Origin of the sequence: Streptomyces sp. NPDC047981, assembly GCF_040653315.1 — a bacterium.
GTDB lineage: Bacteria > Actinomycetota > Actinomycetes > Streptomycetales > Streptomycetaceae > Streptomyces.
On sequence record NZ_JBEZNQ010000012.1, the window covers coordinates 54,573 to 73,295 of the forward strand.

The 18,723-nt window shown below is 72.9% G+C and carries 5 protein-coding genes; 1 reads left to right on the plus strand and 4 read right to left on the minus strand.

Annotated elements, in window-relative coordinates; all coding sequences use genetic code 11:
• Nucleotides 1-69: 69 nt before the first annotated feature.
• From AB0E14_RS10080 to AB0E14_RS10095, 4 genes are all read right to left on the minus strand, one after another.
• Nucleotides 70-1,368: a nucleotide disphospho-sugar-binding domain-containing protein gene (locus AB0E14_RS10080; RefSeq protein ID WP_362414503.1), complete on the minus strand. Its 1,299-nt coding sequence runs from the start codon at nt 1,366-1,368 to the stop codon at nt 70-72.
• 56 nt (nt 1,369-1,424) lie between these two features.
• Entirely contained in the window at nt 1,425-1,787 is a 363-nt protein-coding gene (locus AB0E14_RS10085) for a nuclear transport factor 2 family protein (RefSeq protein ID WP_362414610.1), read from the minus strand.
• 92 nt (nt 1,788-1,879) lie between these two features.
• Complete coding sequence (locus AB0E14_RS10090; RefSeq protein WP_362414505.1) at nt 1,880-3,226, minus strand: FAD-dependent monooxygenase; 1,347 nt, start codon at nt 3,224-3,226, stop codon at nt 1,880-1,882.
• A gap of 159 nt (nt 3,227-3,385) precedes the next feature.
• Nucleotides 3,386-3,772, minus strand: a complete 387-nt coding sequence (locus AB0E14_RS10095; RefSeq protein ID WP_362414507.1) for a DUF4440 domain-containing protein — start codon at nt 3,770-3,772, stop codon at nt 3,386-3,388.
• Between the two features lie 351 nt (nt 3,773-4,123).
• Here AB0E14_RS10095 and AB0E14_RS10100 point away from each other — a divergent pair, with 351 nt between their 5' ends.
• On the plus strand, nt 4,124-18,652 hold the full coding sequence (locus AB0E14_RS10100) for an SDR family NAD(P)-dependent oxidoreductase (RefSeq protein WP_362414509.1): 14,529 nt from the start codon (nt 4,124-4,126) through the stop codon (nt 18,650-18,652).
• Nucleotides 18,653-18,723 lie beyond the last annotated feature (71 nt).

An 18,723-nucleotide genomic window follows, 5' to 3' on the forward strand; every position in this document is an offset into this window, starting at 1 on the left:
GGGGGACGTGCGTGGGAGCGATGTGGGGGGTGCGGCCGCCGAAGGGATCGCTCGGCGGGCGCTTCGCCGCTACTTCGTGTGCTCCGCGGTCAGCCGCTCCAGCTGCGGAACGATGTCGTTCGGAGTCGGTGTCGCGAGAAGGTCCCGGTAGAGGGATTCCGCCCCACTGCGGAATCCGGGCTCCCGGAGCACGCGCAGCAGTTGTTCCCGCAGCTGCGGGACGGACGAGCGGGCCGGGTCCAGCGCGAGACCGGCTCCACGCCCGGTCACGTACCGCGCGGTCCACCGGGAATGCCACCAATTGTGGTCCTGGAGCAGGATCAGCTGGGGCACGCCGTACACGGCGGCCGCCGCCGAGATGCCGTACCCGCCGTGGTGGATCACCGCGGAACAGGTGGGCAGCAGGGCGGTGTACGGGACGTAGTCGACGACCCGGAAGTTGTCCGGGACCCGCTGACCCGCCAGCTGCCTGCTGTTGAGCGCCGCCACCACCTCGACGTCGAGACCGCCGGCGACCTCCAGCATCGTCGCCACGAGGCGCGCCTGCTCCTCGGCCCCGAACTCGTAGTCCCGCGACGTGGTTCCCAGTGTCAGTGCCACGCGTGGGCGCTCCGGAGCCCCGTAGAGCCACTCGGGCAGGACGTCCGCGCCACCGTAAGGGAGCGCTTGGACAGGCACCGTTCTGGTGTTCGTGGCCAGCCGCATCGCCGGGGGAATCGGGTCGACGGTCCACTGGCCCAGCAGCAGTTCGTCGTCCACCGTGAGGCCGTACCGCGCCGCGACGGGCTCGGCCATCTCGACCAGCGGGTCGCGCAGACCGAGCTCCGCCAGTTCCGGGCGTTCGTCGAAGCGGTCCTTGACCCAGGCGAAGTAGTCCTCGCCCCACATCAGCCGGGCGTGCGCCGCGCCGCTCACCCGGGCCGCCACAGGGCCGGCGAGCCAGGTCGGGTCCCACAGGACCAGATCCGGCCGCCACTGGGTGGCGAACCCGACCAGGCGGTCCACGAGAGAGGGGTGCTCCGCGCCGTCGCCGCCCCCACCCTCCGCGGTGTCACCCGTGGGGTAGAAGATCGACATCGGTGGCATGACGATCGTCCGGAACTCCTGCCACACCCCGGCGTCCTCCTCACCGAGCGCCAGCTTCTCGGTGATCAGGTCCAGCCTCTCCTCGTCCACCCGCATCGGCGGGAAGTAGTCCTCGTCGCTGAGCGCGACGGCGGTGAGTCCGGCGGAGACGACCGGTCGCGTCGCATCCGGGTGGGTGGTCGCGACGCGGACCTCGTGCCCCGCACCCTGGAGAGCCCGGGCGAGCGGTACGACCGCGTGCACATGGGCCTTCGCGGGAAGGACGGTGAACAGAACGCGCATGGAAGGTTCCCTCTCGGCGTGCGCTTTCGGTCCGTCGGATACGACGGGGTGGCTGACTAATTGAGGAATCCGTAGACCTTGCTGATCCGTCCGTCCTCGAAGACGACGGCGTCCGTGCCGCTGGCAGCACCAGCGGGGGCTCCCGGAGCTCCCCAACGCCAGCTGAACAGAGCGAGGTTGTTGTGCGCGTTGAGGACCGCGACGAGCGAGAACACGTACTCGGGGAACTCCTGGTGGAAGTAGGCCATGTACTCGTCGAGCCCCACGTGGCCCTCGACGGGTGCGTCGAGGTTGTTGTCGATGTACGAACCGTCCTCGGCGAAGACCTGGGCGATCTGCTCACGACGCTGCCGGCCGTCCCGCTCGTTCCAGGTGTCGATGTACTTCTGGACGATCTCGGACGCGTTCTTGATGTCCATGCTCACTGCGGGAACCGCCTAGGTCTCGTGGTGGAGGGGGGTGGGGGGTTGCGGGTGGAGCGGAGTGGAACGGGCGGAGTGGAGGGGGGCGGTCAAGACGCGGCGCGGGAGCCGCGCAGGATCCGGGTCAGCATTCCCGGGCGCATCAGCGTCGACGGCGGTTCGATGAGGCCGACGACGCGCAGGAACGCCTCGGTCACCGCGGGGTCCCTGGTCGACGCCGCCTGGACGCGGGCGGTCAGCGCGTGCGCCATACGCGTCGACAGGGTGCGCCTGCCCTCGACTCCGGGGAAGGCGAGGTCGTTGATGGTCATGGCTTCCCACGGCCCGTCGACCGCCCGGTGCGCGACGTCCCGGAAGTACGCCGCCGGGACGGGTGCCGACCCCGAGGCCAGGTGTTCGCGCAGCACCTGCGCGCCGAGCGAGGCGACCGTCATGCCCTGGGCGTACGTCGGGTTGAAGCTGCACACGCTGTCGCCCGTGACCAGCAGCCCCTGGGGGAAGCGCGGGACCCGCTCGAAGTGACGACGGACACTGACGGGGTACTTGAAGGCGACCGGGTCCTCCAGCGGCTCCTGGTCCTGGACCGCCTCGAAGATGTCCGGCACGGCGAGCGACTTGAGGAAGACCCGGAAGCCCTCCCGGTCGGTCGGAGGATGGTCCCCGAGGATGCCGTAGGCGGTCAGGGTGACCAGGCCGTCCTCCACCTTGGTCATGATCGCGCCGCGCGGCAGCTCCGCCGAGGCGATGACGGCGATGGAGATCTCGTCGTCGTACGGGTCGGAGGTCAGCCGATAGCGGCAGGTGGTGTAGCCGACGCCGACCTTCAGCCGGGACTCCTCGACGCGGGGGAATCCGAACTCCTCCAGCCAGGCCGGCACGCGTGAGCCGCGACCCGTGGCGTCCACCACCAGATCGGCGCCGATCGACTCCTCGGGCGAGCCGCCGCCGTGGGCCTGCACCCGCACGCCGGTCACCCGCGCGTGGTCGGGCGTCGTCTCCAGACCGAGGATGTCGTGTCCTCCCCGGAAGGCCACGTTCGGCAGCGCGGCGACCCGCGCGTAGACGTGGCGCTCCAGGAAGGGCCGGCTCGCGGCCACGGCGCGCAGCCCGGTGCGGACCCGCCGCGGGCTCTTTCCGTTGAAGTACCAGCGGGTGTTGAACCCCACGTCACCGGTGGCGGCCCCGGCGGCGATCATCTCGTCGCTGATGCCCGGGAACAGCTCCTCGATGACCTGCTGCCCACGTGCCTGCAGGGCGTGCAGATGCCGCCCCTGGGGAACTCCACGCCGTACCCGGTGGCCCTCCGTGAGCTCGTCGCGCTCCACCACGGTGACCTTCTCGTACGCGTCCGACAGCACGCGGGCGGCGAAGAGCCCCGACATGCTGCCGCCGAGCACGACCGCGTGGTCTCCGACGCGTTGACGCGCAGGGGTCATCCCAGTCCTCCTCAAGGTCCGCTGGTCCGCCACTTCGACTTGCCGTACGGGAGCGCCGCTCCGACTCGCGGTACGGGAGCGCTTCTTCGACTCGCCGTACGGAAGAGCTACTTCGACTCGCCGTACGGAAGAGCTACTTCGACTCGCCGTACGGGAGTGCTACTTCGACTCGCCGTACGGGTCGTCGATCGCGTAGCGCCAGTTGCCGTCGTCGCCGCGGCGCAGCACATCGAGGCCGACGCCCTCGCCGGTCTCCTTGGTGCCGTCGGGGTGGACGATCTCCATCGTCCAGTCGACGACGAGGAGGGCGGTGTCGGCCGTCACGTACGCGTGCCGCGTCGTCGCCGTCATGACGGGCTTCAGCTTGAGGAACTCCTCGACGTACACCTCCCGCTCCCGGCCCGTCAGCGGCTTGCCCTTCTCCCAGGCGGCCACGGCCTCCGGGGTGTACATCGCGTTGACCGCCTCCGCGTCCCCGGAGTTGATGGCCCGGACATAGAGATCGGTGTGCTTTTCGGCGTCGCTCGTGAGCTCGATATTCGCCATGATGCAGTCCGCTCCGCTTCCTTTGGACTTCTCGGTAACGTGTGCTCGGATCAAGTCGGAGCGACCATATCCGGTCATCTCCCATTAGCCGCTCATCGGCAAGTAACAGCCCTCCCACCAGCACGTTCCACCGGGGATTACTGCCCTGTGACTGACGACTGAGAGGGGCCGGTCCGGCTCGCTGTTACTGTCCTCGGGAAGCCTCAGTCTGGGTTGCAGAAAAGGAATTGCGCAACCGCAGAGTTTCGAATCAAGTGTCACCTAGAGGCGTTTACCGCAATCCCTGAAAAGTGGAATTGCAGACCTCGACGTGCCTTGTGGGATTCACCTAGGGAAGGGCATCCGAGCGCGATGACGATTGAGCAGGGTTCTCTGGCGACTGGCGACGGACACGGCGAAGCGGTCGCCGTCGTCGGAATGGCCTGCCGGCTCCCCGATGCGCCGACGCCCGCGGCCTTCTGGTCCCTGCTGCGCGCGGGCAGGAGCGCCGTCACCGACGTGCCGGACGGGCGTTGGGAGTCGCTGCTCGACGACGAGGGGGCGGCGGACGACGACCTTCCGGCCGGGGCGCGCCGGGGTGGGTTCCTGCCCGACGTCGGGGACTTCGACGCCGCCTTCTTCGGGATATCGCCGCGCGAGGCCGTCACCATGGACCCGCAGCAGCGGATCGTCCTGGAACTGACCTGGGCCGCCCTGGAGGACGCGGGCATCGTCCCGGCCACGCTCAAGGGGAGCGGAACCGCGGTCTTCGTCGGGTCGTTGCGCGACGACTACGCCGGCCTGGTCAACCAGCACGGCGGCGCCGCCCTCACCCAGCACACGATGACGGGCGTGAACCGGGGCGTCATCGCCAACCGCGTCTCGTACCACCTGGGGCTGCACGGCCCCAGCCTCACCGTGGACTCCGCCCAGTCCTCGTCGCTCGTCGCGGTCCACCTCGCCTGCAAGTCGCTGCGGAGCGGCGAGGCGGGCATGGCGATCGCCGCGGGTGTGAACCTCAACATCCTCGCGGAATCGGCCGTCACCGAGGAGCGGTTCGGCGGCCTCTCGCCCGACGGGCGGACCTACACGTTCGACGCGCGCGCCAACGGCTTCGTACGGGGCGAGGGCGCGGGTGTCGTCGTCCTCAAGCCCCTGAGCCGGGCGCTCGCCGACGGCGACCGCGTCTACGGCGTGATCCGCGGCAGCGCCGTCAACAACGACGGCGCCACCCCCGGCCTCACCGTCCCCAGCCCGACGGCCCAGGAAGAGGTCCTGCGCCAGGCGTACGCGCAGGCCGGCGTCGCGCCCGAGGACGTGCAGTACGTGGAGTTGCACGGGACGGGCACCCCGGTCGGCGACCCGCTGGAGGCCGCGGCGCTCGGCGCGGCGCTCGGGCGAGGGCGAGGCCAGAGGCAAGAGCGAGGCCAGGGGCAGGGGCAGGGGCACGGGAAGGAGCCTCGGGAGGAGCAGGGCCAAGGGCGGGAGCGGGTCCGTCCGTTGCTGGTCGGCTCCGCCAAGACCAACGTCGGGCACCTCGAGGGCGCGGCGGGCATCGTCGGACTGCTCAAGACGCTGCTCAGCCTGTGGCACCGGGAGATCCCGGCGAGCCTCAACTTCGAGACGCCCCACCCCCGGATCCCGCTGGACGAGCTCGGCCTCGCGGTCCAGCGGGAGCTGACGCCGTGGCCCCGGCCCGACCGGCCCCTGGTGGCCGGCGTCAGCTCGTTCGGCATGGGCGGCACCAACTGCCACGTGGTGCTGGAAGAGGCGCCGGTCGAGGCGCCGGGAGAGACGCCGGTCGAGGCGCGTCCTGAGGGTTCCGGTATCGCGGGGGACGGCACGGAGAGCGACGCACCCGTCGACGCGCCCGTCGTGCCCTGGGTCCTCTCCGGGCGCGGAACAGGCGCCCTGCGCGCGCAGGCGGGCCAGCTCGCCCCGTACGCCGCCGAGCGGCCCTCGACGCGGGCGCTGGACATCGCCGGGACGCTCGCCTCGGCCCGTACCGCCTTCGAGCACCGCGCCGTCGTCGTCGGCGCCGGTCACGACGAGCTGGTGGCCGGGGTGCGCGCGCTCGCGGACGGCGAGAGCGCTCCCGGACTCGTCGAGGGCCCGGCGCGCGGCACCGGACCGGCCGCGGACCGCGTCGTGTTCGTCTTCCCCGGCCAGGGCTCGCAGTGGGCCGGCATGGCCGTGGAACTGTGGGACTCCTCCCCCGTGTTCGCCCGCCGCATGGACGAATGCGCCCAGGCGCTCGCCGAGTTCACCGACTGGGACCTGCGCGACGTCCTGCGCCAGGCGCCCGGCGCCCCGGGGTTCGACCGGGCGGACGTCGTCCAGCCCGCGCTGTTCGCGGTCATGGTCTCGCTGGCCGAACTGTGGCGCTCCCACGGAGTGACCCCCACGGCCGTCATCGGCGCCTCGCAGGGCGAGATCGCCGCGGCGTGCGCCGCCGGAGCGCTGTCGCTGCGCGACGCGGCGCGGGTGGTCGCGCTGCGCTCGCGGGTCCTGCTGGCCCTCGCCGGGCGCGGCGGCATGGTGTCCGTCGCCGAGACCGCCGCGCGGGTGGAGGAGCTGATCGCCTCCTGGGACGGCCGGCTCTCCCTCGCCACGGTCAACGGCCCGGCCACCGTCGTCGTGGCCGGCGAGAGCTCCGCCCTCGACGAACTCCTCGTCCGCTGCGCCGAGCAGGACGTCCGCGCCCGCCGCATCCCCGTGGACTACGCCTCGCACTCCGCGCAGGTCGAGGAGCTCGAGGCCGAACTCGCCTCCGTACTGGACGGGATCGCGCCGCGCCCCTCCGACGTACCCGTCTACTCGACGGTGACCGCCGGCCCCCTCGACGGCACCGAGATGGGCGCCGCGTACTGGTACCGCAATCTGCGGCAGACCGTGCGCTTCGAGGAGACCGTGGCCGCCGTGCTCGCGGACGGGGACGCGACGTTCATCGAGATGTCCCCCCACCCCCTCATGGGCGTGGGCATCGAGCAGACCGCCGAGGCGCGGGGCACCGGCGAGGCCGTGTTCCTCGGCTCGCTGCGGCGCCGCGAGGGCGGCCCCCGCCGCTTCCTCGCCTCGCTCGCCGAGGCCTGGGTCCAGGGCGTACCGGTCGACTGGGCGGGCCTGACGGCCGGCTCCGGCGCCGTCCCCGTCGACCTTCCCACGTACGCCTTCCAGCGGCGCCGTTTCTGGGTCGGCGAGGACGTGCGCGCCACCTCGGAGAGCGACACCGCGGGCGCGGCGGAGCTGCACACCCGGCTGACCGGCGTCGACGAGCAGGAGCGGCGCCGTGCCGTGGGCGACCTGGTCCGTGCGCAGGCCGCCGCCGTCCTGGAGTACGAGTCGGACGCCGTCGACTCCCGCCGCACCTTCAAGGACCTGGGCTTCGACTCGCTCACCTCCGTGGAACTTCGCAACCGGCTCAGCAAGGTCACCGGGCTGCGGCTGCCCTCCTCGCTGCTCTTCGACCACCCGACCCTGGAGAACCTGGTCGACCACCTGGCGACGGCCGTCCTCGAAGCGCCCGGCGCCGGGGACGGCGAGGTCGAGGGGGCGGGTGCGGCCGCCCCCTCGACCTCCGCGGCCTCGGCTTCCACGGCCGCCTCCGCCTCCGGACGCCGTCCACGCCGGGCCCGGGCCCGGGCCGACGAGGCGATCGCCATCGTCGGCATGGCCTGCCGCTACCCCGGCGGCGTCTCCTCGCCGCAGGAGCTGTGGCGCCTGGTCGCCGAAGGCCGGGACGCCATCAGCGAGTTCCCCGTCGACCGCGGCTGGGACGAGGAGCTCTACGACCGGGACCCCGAGCGCACCGGAAAGAGCTCCGCCCGGCACGGCGGATTCCTGCACGACGCGAGCGCCTTCGACGCCGGTTTCTTCGGTATCTCCCCGCGCGAGGCGCTCGCCATGGACCCGCAGCAGCGGCTGCTGCTGGAGACCGCCTGGGAGGCCGTGGAGCACGCGGGCCTCGACCCGCGCGCCCTCGAAGGCAGCCGTGCGGGCGTCTTCGTCGGCGGCACCGCGCTCGACTACGGCCCGCGCATGGACCAGGCGCCCGAGGGCATCGAGGGCCACCTGCTGACCGGCGGTCACACCAGCATCCTGTCGGGGCGGATCGCCTACCAGCTCGGCCTCGTCGGACCCGCCGTCACCATCGACACCGCCTGCTCGTCCTCCCTGGTGGCCCTGCACATGGCCGTGCGCTCGCTGCGCGAGGGAGAGACGACGCTGGCCCTGGCCGGCGGCGCGACCGTGATGTCGGGTCCCGGCATGTTCCTGGAGTTCTCCCGCCAGCGGGGCCTCTCGCCCGACGGGCGCTGCAAGTCCTTCGCCGCCTCCGCCGACGGCACGGGCTGGGCCGAGGGCGTCGGCCTGCTGCTTCTCGAACGCCTCTCCGACGCCCGCAGGAACGGCCACCAGGTCCTCGCGGTCGTCCGCGGCACCGCCATCAACCAGGACGGCGCCAGCAACGGCCTGACCGCCCCCAACGGCCCCTCCCAGCAGCGGGTCATCCGCGACGCCCTGGCCGACGCCCGCCTCGGCACGGCCGACGTCGACGCGGTCGAGGCGCACGGCACGGGCACCCGGCTCGGCGACCCGATCGAGGCCGAGGCGCTCCTGGCCACCTACGGCCAGGGCCGGGCGGGCGGTACGCCGGTCCACCTCGGCTCGCTCAAGTCCAACATCGGGCACACCCAGTCGGCCGCGGGTGTCGGCGGTGTCATCAAGATGGTCGAGGCCATCCGGCACGGCGTCCTGCCGAGGACGCTCCACGTGGACGAGCCCTCCCCGCACGTCGACTGGGAGGCCGGCGCGCTCTCGCTGCTCACCGAGGAACGGCCCTGGCCGGAGACCGGGCGGCCGCGCCGCGCCGCCGTCTCGTCCTTCGGTATCAGCGGCACCAACGCGCACGTGATCATCGAGGAAGCCGCCGCGACTCCGCTCACGGAGGCAGGCCCCGCCGCCTCCGCAGGACCGCTCGTGGAGACGACATCCGCGACTGCGTCCGTATCCGCGTCTGCGTCCGCGTCCGCATCCGTATCCGTATCCGCGCCCGCCTCCGTCCCGGACCACCCGCCCGTCCCGGACCACGCGCCCGTCCCCGTCCCGTGGGTCCTGTCCGCGCGTGACGAGCGCGCGTTGCGGGCGCACGCCGGCCGGCTCCACGCACGGCTGACGGAGGACGAGGAGGTCACCGGTCAGGACGCCGGCCGCTCCCTGGCCACCCGTACCGCGTTCGAACAGCGGGCGGCCGTCGTCGGCACCACCCGCGAGGACCTGCTCGCCGGTCTCGACGCCCTCGCGCGCGGAACGGCCGCGCCCGGCACCGTGACCGCGAACGCCTCCCGGTCCGGCCTGACCGCCTTCCTGTTCACCGGCCAGGGCGCGCAGCGCGTCGGCATGGGCCGGGAGCTGTACGCCACGCACCCTGTGTACACGCGCGCCTTCGACGCCGTCTGCGCCGAGTTCGACGCGCACCTCGACGTGCCGCTGAAGGACGTCGTCCTCGCCGACGAGGACAGCCCTGAGGGGCGCGAGCGCGCGGAGCTGCTGCACCGCACCGCGTACACGCAGCCCGCCCTGTTCGCCGTCGAGGTGGCGCTGTTCCGGCTGCTCGAACACCACGGGCTCACCCCCGACCTGCTCGCCGGCCACTCGATCGGGGAGCTGGCCGCCGCGCACGTCGCCGGTGTCCTCGGGCTGCGCGACGCTGCCGTGCTCGTCGCCGCCCGGGGCCGGCTGATGCAGGCCGCGCCCGAGGGCGGGGCGATGACGGCGATCCAGGCCGAGGAGGACGAGGTCGCCGAGACCCTGCGGGCGTTCGAGGGGCAGGTCTCCCTCGCGGCCGTCAACGGCCCCGGCTCCGTCGTCGTCTCGGGCGACCGGGCCGCCGTCGACGCTGTCGAGGCGCTGTGGCGCGAGCGGGGACGCAAGACGCGCGGTCTGAACGTGAGTCACGCCTTCCACTCGCCGCACATGGACGGCATCCTCGCCGAGTTCCGTGATGTGGCCGCCGCCCTGCGCTTCCACGAGCCCCGGATCCCGCTCGTGTCCACCGTGACGGGCGCACTCGCCACCACGGCCGAACTCACCTCGCCCGACTACTGGACCGCGCAGATCCGGAAGTCCGTACGCTTCCTGGACGCCGTACGCACCCTGCGCGGGCGCGGCGCCACGATCTTCGTCGAGGTCGGCCCCGACGCCGTACTGACGGCCATGGCCGCCGAGGCGACCCGCGAACCGCACACCGAGAACTCGGGCACGGTCACGGACACGCTCACGGGCGCAGGTACGGGTACGGGTACGGGTACCGGTACGGGTACGGGTACGGATTCGGGTACGGGCAGTGCGAGTACGCGTACGGGAACGGGCGCGCAGGCCGCCTCCGAGGCCCACGCCTCGGCCGCTCCCGTCACCACCGTCGCCCTGCTGCGCGCGGGCCGCCCCGAGGCGCAGACCGTGGCCACCGCCCTCGCCACGGCGTACGTGAACGGCACGGCCCTCGACGCGGCGTCGTTCTTCCTCGGCGGCCGCCGGGCCGCCCTGCCGACGTATCCCTTCCAGCGCGAGCGGTACTGGCTGGCGACCGAGCGGGGCGCCGACGCGCGCACGCTGGGCCTCGACCCGGCCGACCACCCCCTGCTGACGACGGCCGTGCACCTGGCCGACCGCGACGACGTGGTGCTCACCAGCCGGCTCTCCCTCAACGGGCAGCCCTGGCTGGCGGACCACGTGATCGGCGACACCGTCCTCGTACCGGCCACCGCCTTCCTGGAACTGGCCGTCGCCGCCGGCCACCACACGGGCGCCGGGCACGTCGACGATCTCACCCTGGCGGCCCCGCTCGCCCTGCCGGAACACGGCGCCGTCCGCGTCCAGGTCGCCGTCGGCGCCCCCGACGAGCGGGGCACCCGCCCGTTCACCGTCCACGCGCGCCCCGACAGCGGCGACGCCGACCAGCTCCCCTGGACCCGCCACGCCACGGGGACGCTCACCACCGCGTCCACCGCTCCCGAGGCGGCGGACGCGACCACCCCCTGGCCGCCGGAGGGCGCCTCGCCGCGTCCGCTGGCCGAGGTGTACGCCCGGCTCGCGCAGTTCGGTTATTCGTACGGGCCCGCGTTCCAGGGCCTGACCGCTCTCTGGCAGAAGGACGACGAGCTCTACGCCGAGGTGAGCCTCGGCGCCGAACACCACGACGGCGCCGCGCACTTCGCCCTGCACCCGGCGCTCCTCGACGCGGCCCTCCACCCGCTCGTGCTGGCCTTCGCGGACGAGGACGCGTCCGCGTCGCCTTCCGACCTGATCAAGCTGCCGTTCGCGTGGTCCGGAGTGTCCCTGCACGCGACCGGGGCCACCGCCCTGCGCGTGCGGATCACCCCGAGCGCGTCGGACGACACGGTCTCGCTCGCCGTCGCCGACCCCGGCGGCGTGCCCGTCGCGTCCGTGGAGGCCCTGACGCTGCGCGCCGTCGCCAAGAGCGAAGTGGCCCCAGCCTCCGGCGTCGGACAGGGCGCGCTGTTCACCGTCGAGTGGCCCGAGGTCTCCGCCCCGGACGCGCACGGCTCGCGCCCGGCGACGCTGCTCGACGCGGGCGACGACCTCGCCGGGGCCGTCGGCGCCGCCACCGTCGTCGTACGCACCGACAGCTGGGCCCTGGACGGCGCCGACCCGGTGGCCGCCGCGCACGGCGCCGCCACCCGCGCGCTCGGTCTCGTCCAGCGCTTCCTGTCCGACGAGCGTTTCCAGGACGCGCGGCTCGCCTTCGTCACCCGTGGCGCGGTGGCCGCGCTCCCCGGCGACGGGATCGGTTCCCTCGCCGCCGCACCCGTCTGGGGTCTCGTCCGCTCGGCACAGACCGAGCACCCGGGCCGACTGCTGCTCATCGACATCGATGAGCCGGCTGAGGACGCGGCGCGGGCGGTGGCGACGGATTCCGGCGCCACCGAGGCACTGATCGCCGCCGCAGCGGCGGCCGGCGACGAGCCGCAGCTCGCCGTACGCGCCGGCCGGCTGCACGCCCCCCGCCTGACCCGCGCGACGACCGGGACCGGGCAGTCGACCTCGACCGGGACCAGCGCCGGCGCCGCCACCGGCACCGGCACCGCAGACGCGACCTCGACCTCGACCACGACCACGACCGGAACCGCGAGGGCGACCCCGGCCGGGACCGAGGCGCCGACCCTGCGGCTCGACCCCAGAGGCACCGTCCTGATCACCGGAGGCACCGGCGGTCTGGGTGGTCTCGTCGCCCGCCACCTGGCTTCGCGGCACGGCGTACGGCACCTGCTCCTCCTCAGCCGGCGCGGACCGGACGCGCCCGGCGCCGACGAACTACGCGCGGAGCTGGCCGAGTTCGGCGCCGAGGCACAGCTCGTCGCGTGCGACGCGGGTGACCGGGACGCCCTCGCGGCCGTCCTGGACGCCGTACCGTCCGAGCGGCCGCTGACCGCGGTCGTGCACACCGCCGGCGTGCTCGACGACGCGACCGTCGAGAACCTCACCGCCGAGCGGCTGGAGGCCGTCCTGCGCCCCAAGGCGGACGCGGCCTGGCATCTGGACGCGCTGACGCGCGAACGCGGACTCGACCTCGGCGCGTTCGTCGTCTTCTCCTCCCTCTCCGGCCTCACCGGCACGGCCGGCCAGGCCAATTACGCGGCCGCCAACGCGTTCCTCGACGCCCTCGCCTCGTACCGGCGCGCAGCGGGCCTGCCCGCGACCTCGCTGGCCTGGGGGCTGTGGGACGGCACGGCCGGCATGGGCGGCACGCTCGGCGACGCGGACCTGGCCCGCTGGGCCCGTATCGGCGTCGCCCCGCTGGCACCCGAGCAGGGTCTGGCCCTGTTCGACGCGGCCCTCGCCACCGAGACCCCGCTGCTGGCCCCGGCCGCGATGACCCCGGCGAAGGCCCGCGCCGCGGCCGACGGCCTGGTCCCCGCGCTGCTGCGCGGCCTGGTCCGCACCCGTCCGCGTCGCGCGGGGCGGGGCGGTGGCGCCCCGACGGGCGGCGACTGGGCGCAGGGCGTCGCCGCCCTGCCCGAAGCCGAACGCCTCGACTCCGTGAGGGAGTTCGTACGCGGTGTGGTGGCCGCGGTCCTCGGTCACTCGGGCGCGGCCGCGGTCGACGCCGAACGCCCCTTCAAGGAGCTGGGCTTCGACTCCCTCGCCGGGGTGGAGCTGCGCAACCAGCTCAACACGGCCACTGGCCTCCGTCTGCCCGCGACCATCGTCTTCGACCACCCCTCACCGGCCGCGCTCGCAGCGCACCTGCTGAGCCAGGTGTCGGGCGCGGCGGCGAGGGCGGCGAAGGCCGTCGTGCGGACGAGCACCGCCGCCGCGGACGAGCCGATCGCCATCGTCGGCATGGCCTGCCGCTACCCCGGCGGCGTGACATCACCCGACGACCTCTGGCGACTCGTCGCCGCGAGCGGAGACGCGATCAGCGCGTTCCCGTCGAACCGCGGCTGGGACATCGACTCGCTCTACGACCCCGACCCGGACCGTATCGGCACCTCGTACGTCCGCCACGGCGGGTTCCTGCATGAGGCGGACCAGTTCGACCCGGAGTTCTTCGGCATGTCGCCGCGCGAGGCGACCGCGACCGACCCCCAGCAGCGGCTCCTCCTCGAAACCGCATGGGAGACCTTCGAGAGCGCCGGGATCGACCCGGCGACCGTACGCGGCACCAACACCGGCGTCTTCACCGGAGCCATGTACGACGACTACGCCGCGCGACTGCCCAGTACCCCGGCCGAGTTCGAGGGGTTCACGCTCGCCGGCAGTCTGTCGAGCGTGGTGTCGGGCCGACTGTCGTACACGTACGGCCTCGAAGGCCCGGCCGTCACGGTCGACACCGCCTGTTCCTCGTCCCTGGTCGCCCTGCACCTGGCCGCGAACGCGCTGCGCGGCGGGGAGTGCGACCTGGCGCTCGCGGGTGGCGTCACGGTGATGTCCTCGCCGAACGTCTTCGTGGAGTTCTCCCGGCAGCGCGGTCTCGCGGCCGACGGCCGGTGCAAGTCCTTCTCGGCGGGTGCCGACGGGACCGGCTGGGCGGAGGGCGTCGGCCTGCTGCTGGTGGAGCGGCTGTCGGACGCGCGGAGGAACGGTCACCGGGTCCTCGCGGTCGTCCGCGGTTCCGCGGTGAACCAGGACGGCGCGTCGAACGGCCTGACCGCTCCGAACGGCCCTTCCCAGGAGCGGGTGATCCGTCAGGCCCTCGCCAACGCGCGGCTGACCGGTGCCGACGTGGACGCCGTCGAGGCCCACGGCACCGGCACCCGCCTCGGCGACCCGATCGAGGCCCAGGCCCTCCTGGCGACGTACGGCCAGGAGCGCCCGGAGGACCGCCCGCTCTACCTGGGTTCGCTGAAGTCCAACATCGGCCACACCCAGGCGGCCGCGGGCGTCGGCGGCATCATCAAGATGATCAAGGCCATGCAGCACGGCGTCCTGCCGAGGACCCTGCACGCGGAGGAGCCCTCCCCGCACATCGACTGGTCCACCGGCGAGGTCGCGCTGCTCACCGAGGCACGGGAGTGGCAGACGGACGGCGGCCGGGCCCGACGCGCGGGCATCTCCTCCTTCGGCATCAGCGGCACCAACGCCCACGTCATCATCGAGGAGCCGGCGGGCACGGACACGACACCCACCGTGCCTTCGAACCCGAACCCGAACACGAACCCGGGTCCGGGTCCGGACGCGGACGCTGATCCGGACGCGAACGCGGACGCGGCAGGCGCTGCCGGCCGCCTCTCCGTCCCCTGGCTGCTCTCCGCCCACGACGAGACGGCGCTGCGCGCCCAGGCGCGCCGGCTGCACGCGTACGCCCTCGGAAACCCGGAGGCGACGGCCGCCGACATCGGCTGGTCGCTGGTCACGACGCGCGGCACCCTGGAACACCGTACGGCCGTCGTCGGATCGGACCGCGACGCGCTCGTACGGGGCCTGGCGGCCGTGGCCGACGGCGTCCCGTCGCCGACCGGCGGGCACGGGGGTACGACGATCGTGCACGGGGGTCCAGCCGCCGTGCGCGGGGCCGCAGGGCGCAGCGGCGGACGCGGAAAGCTCGCGTTCCTGCTCACCGGGCAGGGTTCTCAGCGCCTCGGCATGGGCCGGGAGCTCTACGCCGCGTCGCCGGTCTTCGCCGCGGCCTTCGACGCCGTGTGCGCACAGCTCGACCGCGAGCTGTTCCGGTCGGTGAAGGAGGTCGTGTTCGCCCCCGAGGGCAGCGCCGACTCGGCGCTCCTCGACCAGACGGTCATGACACAGGCGGCCCTCTTCGCACTGGAGACCGCGCTGTTCCGGCTCTTCGAGCACCACGGGATCACCCCCGACTACCTCCTCGGCCACTCGATCGGCGAGGTCACCGCGGCCCACCTCTCCGGAGTCCTCGACCTGGCGGACGCCTCCGTCCTGGTCGCCGAGCGCGGCAGGCTGATGCAGGCCGCGCGCGAGGACGGCACCATGGCCGCGATCCAGGCGAGCGAGGCGGAGGTGCGCGACTCGCTCGCCGACTTCGGCGGCACGGTCGTGGTCGCCGGGGTCAACGGCCCCCGGTCGACGGTGATCTCCGGTGACGAGCTGCTGGTCAACGAGGTCGTCGCCAGGTGGCGCGAGGTGGGTGCGAAGACCAAGCTGCTGCCGGTCTCGCACGCCTTCCACTCGCCGCACATGGACGCCGTCCTGGAGGAGTTCCGGTCCGTCGCCGAGAGCCTCACCTTCCGCTCCCCCACGATCCCCGTGGTGTCGAACGTCACCGGCACGCTGTCCACGCCCGAGCAGCTCTCCTCGCCCGCCTACTGGGCGCGCCACATCCGCGAGGCGGTCCGCTTCGCCGATGGGGTGCGCCACCTGGAGGAACTGGGGGTCACGGACTGGCTGGAGCTCGGCCCCGACGGCGTCCTGACCGCCCTCGTCCAGGAGTGCCTGACGGAGGAGGCCGGCTCACTCGCCCCCGCGCTGCGCAGGGACCGGCCCGACCCCGACACCGTCGGTACGGCGCTGGGCGGGCTGGCCGTGCGCGGCGTCACGCCCGACTGGTCCACGGTCTTCCCCGGGGCACGGCGCGTCGACGACCTGCCCACGTACGCCTTCCAGCACGGCCGCTACTGGCTCGACGCCCCGGCGGCGGCCGCCGACGCGGCCGGCCTGGGCCTGAACGAGGCCGGTCACGCGCTGCTCGGCGCCGCGGTGACGATCGCGGACCGCGACGAGTACGTCTTCACGGGCCGCCTGTCGCGGCGCACGCACCCCTGGCTGACCGAACACGCCGTCGCCGACGTGGTGCTGGTACCGGGAGCGGGCCTGCTGGAACTCGCCCTGCACGCCGCCCGCCATGTGGGCGCGGACGAGGTCGAGGAGTTGGCGCTGGCGGCTCCGCTGGTCCTGCCGGAGCGCGGCGGGGTCCAGCTCCAGGTCGTGGTCACGAGCGCCGACGAGTCCGGCCGCCGGACACTCCAGGTGCACTCACGCCCCGACACGGACACGGAAGGCGACGACAGCCGGGCCTGGACCACCCACGCCACCGGCACCCTCACCACCACAACCGCCACCACGACCCCCGCGAACACAACCAGCCTGGTGGCATGGCCGCCGGCCGGTGCCGTGGAGGTCGACCTCAACGGCGTGTACGACCGCCTGGCCGAGCAGGACTACAGCTACGGCCCCGCCTTCCAAGGCCTGCGCCGCGCCTGGAAGGGCACCAACAACGGTGAGATCTTCGCCGAGGTCGCCCTCGCCGACGACCAGCGCACCGACGCCGACCGCTTCCAACTGCACCCCGCCCTGCTCGACTCCACCCTGCACCTGCTGCTGCCGGGTGTCGTGGACGAGGACCGGGCGACGGTACTGCCGTTCACGTGGGCCGGGGTTCGCGTCCACGCTGTCGGTGCCTCGACACTCCGCGTACGGCTGACGCACTCGGGCCCGGAGTCGGTGTCCCTGGACCTGGCCGACACGACCGGCGCGCCGGTCGCCACCGTCGAGTCCATGGCGTACCGCCCCCTGTCGAAGGACGCCCTCCGCACTGCAGGATCGGCGGGCCGGGACGGGCTGTACCGGGTGGAGTGGAAGCCGCTGGGAGTCGGGTCCACCTCGACCGCTGCTGGCGGGGAGCCGTACGTGGATCTGCGTACGGTGGCGGCCGGTACCGACGTATCCGTACCGCCGGTCCTGCTGCTTCCCCTGCTGCCCGAGGCCCGTGACAGCGACGCTCTGGCGACAGCGGTCCACGAAGTCACAGCCGAAGTACTGGACTTGGTGCAGAACTGGCTGACGGAGGACCACTTCGCGGCTTCCCGGCTGGTGGTCGTGACAAGCGGCGCTGTCGCGGCAGGCCCGGACGAAGACGTACCGGACCTCGCCCACGCCGGCGTATGGGGTCTGCTACGCGCAGCCCAGACAGAACACCCCGACCGGATCACCCTCCTCGACACCGACGACACGGCTGATCTGCCGCGCTGGGTGCAGGCGGCAGTCGCTTCTGGTGAACCCCAGCTGGCCCTACGAGCGGGAGAACTCCGCGTACCCCGCCTGACCCGAACGACCGCGCCCTCGTCCGAGCAGACCACGCAGGCCCCCGACTGGAGCACCGGCACGATCCTCATCACGGGAGCGACCGGCGCACTCGGAGGCGTACTCGCACGCCACCTCGTCACCGAACACCACGCCCACCACCTACTCCTCCTCAGCCGACGCGGAACCGAAGCACCGGGCGCAACCGAACTCCGCGACGAACTCACCGCATTGGGGGCCGCAGATGTCGACGTCGTCGCATGCGACGCCGCAGACCGCGAGGCGCTCGACAGGGTCCTGAAGGCAATCCCGGCCGACCGGCCGCTGACCGCCGTCATCCACACAGCAGGCGTCCTGGACGACGGACTCCTCGGATCACTCACAACGGACCGACTCACCGCCGTCATGCGCCCCAAGGTCGACGCCGCCTGGAACCTCCACGACCTCACCCGCGACCACAACCTGTCGGCCTTCATTCTCTACTCCTCCCTCGCAGGCCTCCTCGGCACCGCAGGACAGGCCAACTACGCCGCCGGCAACACCTTCCTCGACGCCCTCGCCCAACACCGACGAGCCCAGAACCTGCCGGCGATCTCCCTCGCCTGGGGACTCTGGGAACAGACCAGCGACATCACCCAAGGCCTCGCCGACGTCGACCTCAAGCGGCTTGCCCGTAGTGGTCTGCGTACGCTGGCGACGAAGGAGGCCATGTCCCTCTTCGACACCGCGCAGGCGACGGGCGACGCGGTGACCGCGGTGACCGGTATCGACACCGCCGCTCTGCGAGCGCGGGGCGACGAGGCACTGGCCATGCTCCGCGGCCTCGTCCCCGCAGCCCCGCGCCGAGCGGGTAACGCGATGGTGGCGAGCGGCGGTCCGTCGTTGGCGGACCGGTTGGCGGGACTGTCCTCCCCCGAACGGGAGAAGGCGCTGATCGACCTGGTACGGACGCACGTGGCCGCCGTCCTCGGTCACAGCGACCCTACGGCGATCGAAGCGGAACGGGCTTTCCAGGAACTCGGCTTCGACTCGCTGACGGCCGTCGAGCTGCGCAACCAGCTCAAGACCACGACCGGTCTACGGCTGCCCACCACCCTCATCTTCGACCACCCGAACCTTGCCGCCCTCGCCAGCTACCTGGGAGAGCAACTCGGGACGGACGGCGAGGCGCCGTCGGCAGGACCGGTCCTGGCGGAGCTGGCGAAGCTCAAGTCGGCGATCAGAGCCTTGGCCGCGGACGAGGACGCGCACGGCCAGGTCAGGGACCGACTGAGGGAACTCCTGGACATCGCCGACGAAGCGGCGGGCAAGCAGGCGGCCGACGGTGCGGACCAGGACCTCGAAGCGGCGAGCGACGAGGAACTCTTCGCGCTGCTCGACGACTTGGAGTAGGCCGACCACAGTCCAGGCCCCTGTCCACCAGGTCATCGCGACACCACGGAACACAGCAGCACAGCAACACG

Coding starts and splice junctions, on each gene's coding strand:
- AB0E14_RS10080 (WP_362414503.1), bottom strand. CDS start 1,368: ATGCGCGTTCTGTTCACCGTCCTTCCCGCGAAGGCCCATGTGCACGCG.
- AB0E14_RS10085 (WP_362414610.1), bottom strand. CDS start 1,787: ATGGACATCAAGAACGCGTCCGAGATCGTCCAGAAGTACATCGACACC.
- AB0E14_RS10090 (WP_362414505.1), bottom strand. CDS start 3,226: ATGACCCCTGCGCGTCAACGCGTCGGAGACCACGCGGTCGTGCTCGGC.
- AB0E14_RS10095 (WP_362414507.1), bottom strand. CDS start 3,772: ATGGCGAATATCGAGCTCACGAGCGACGCCGAAAAGCACACCGATCTC.
- AB0E14_RS10100 (WP_362414509.1), top strand. CDS start 4,124: ATGACGATTGAGCAGGGTTCTCTGGCGACTGGCGACGGACACGGCGAA.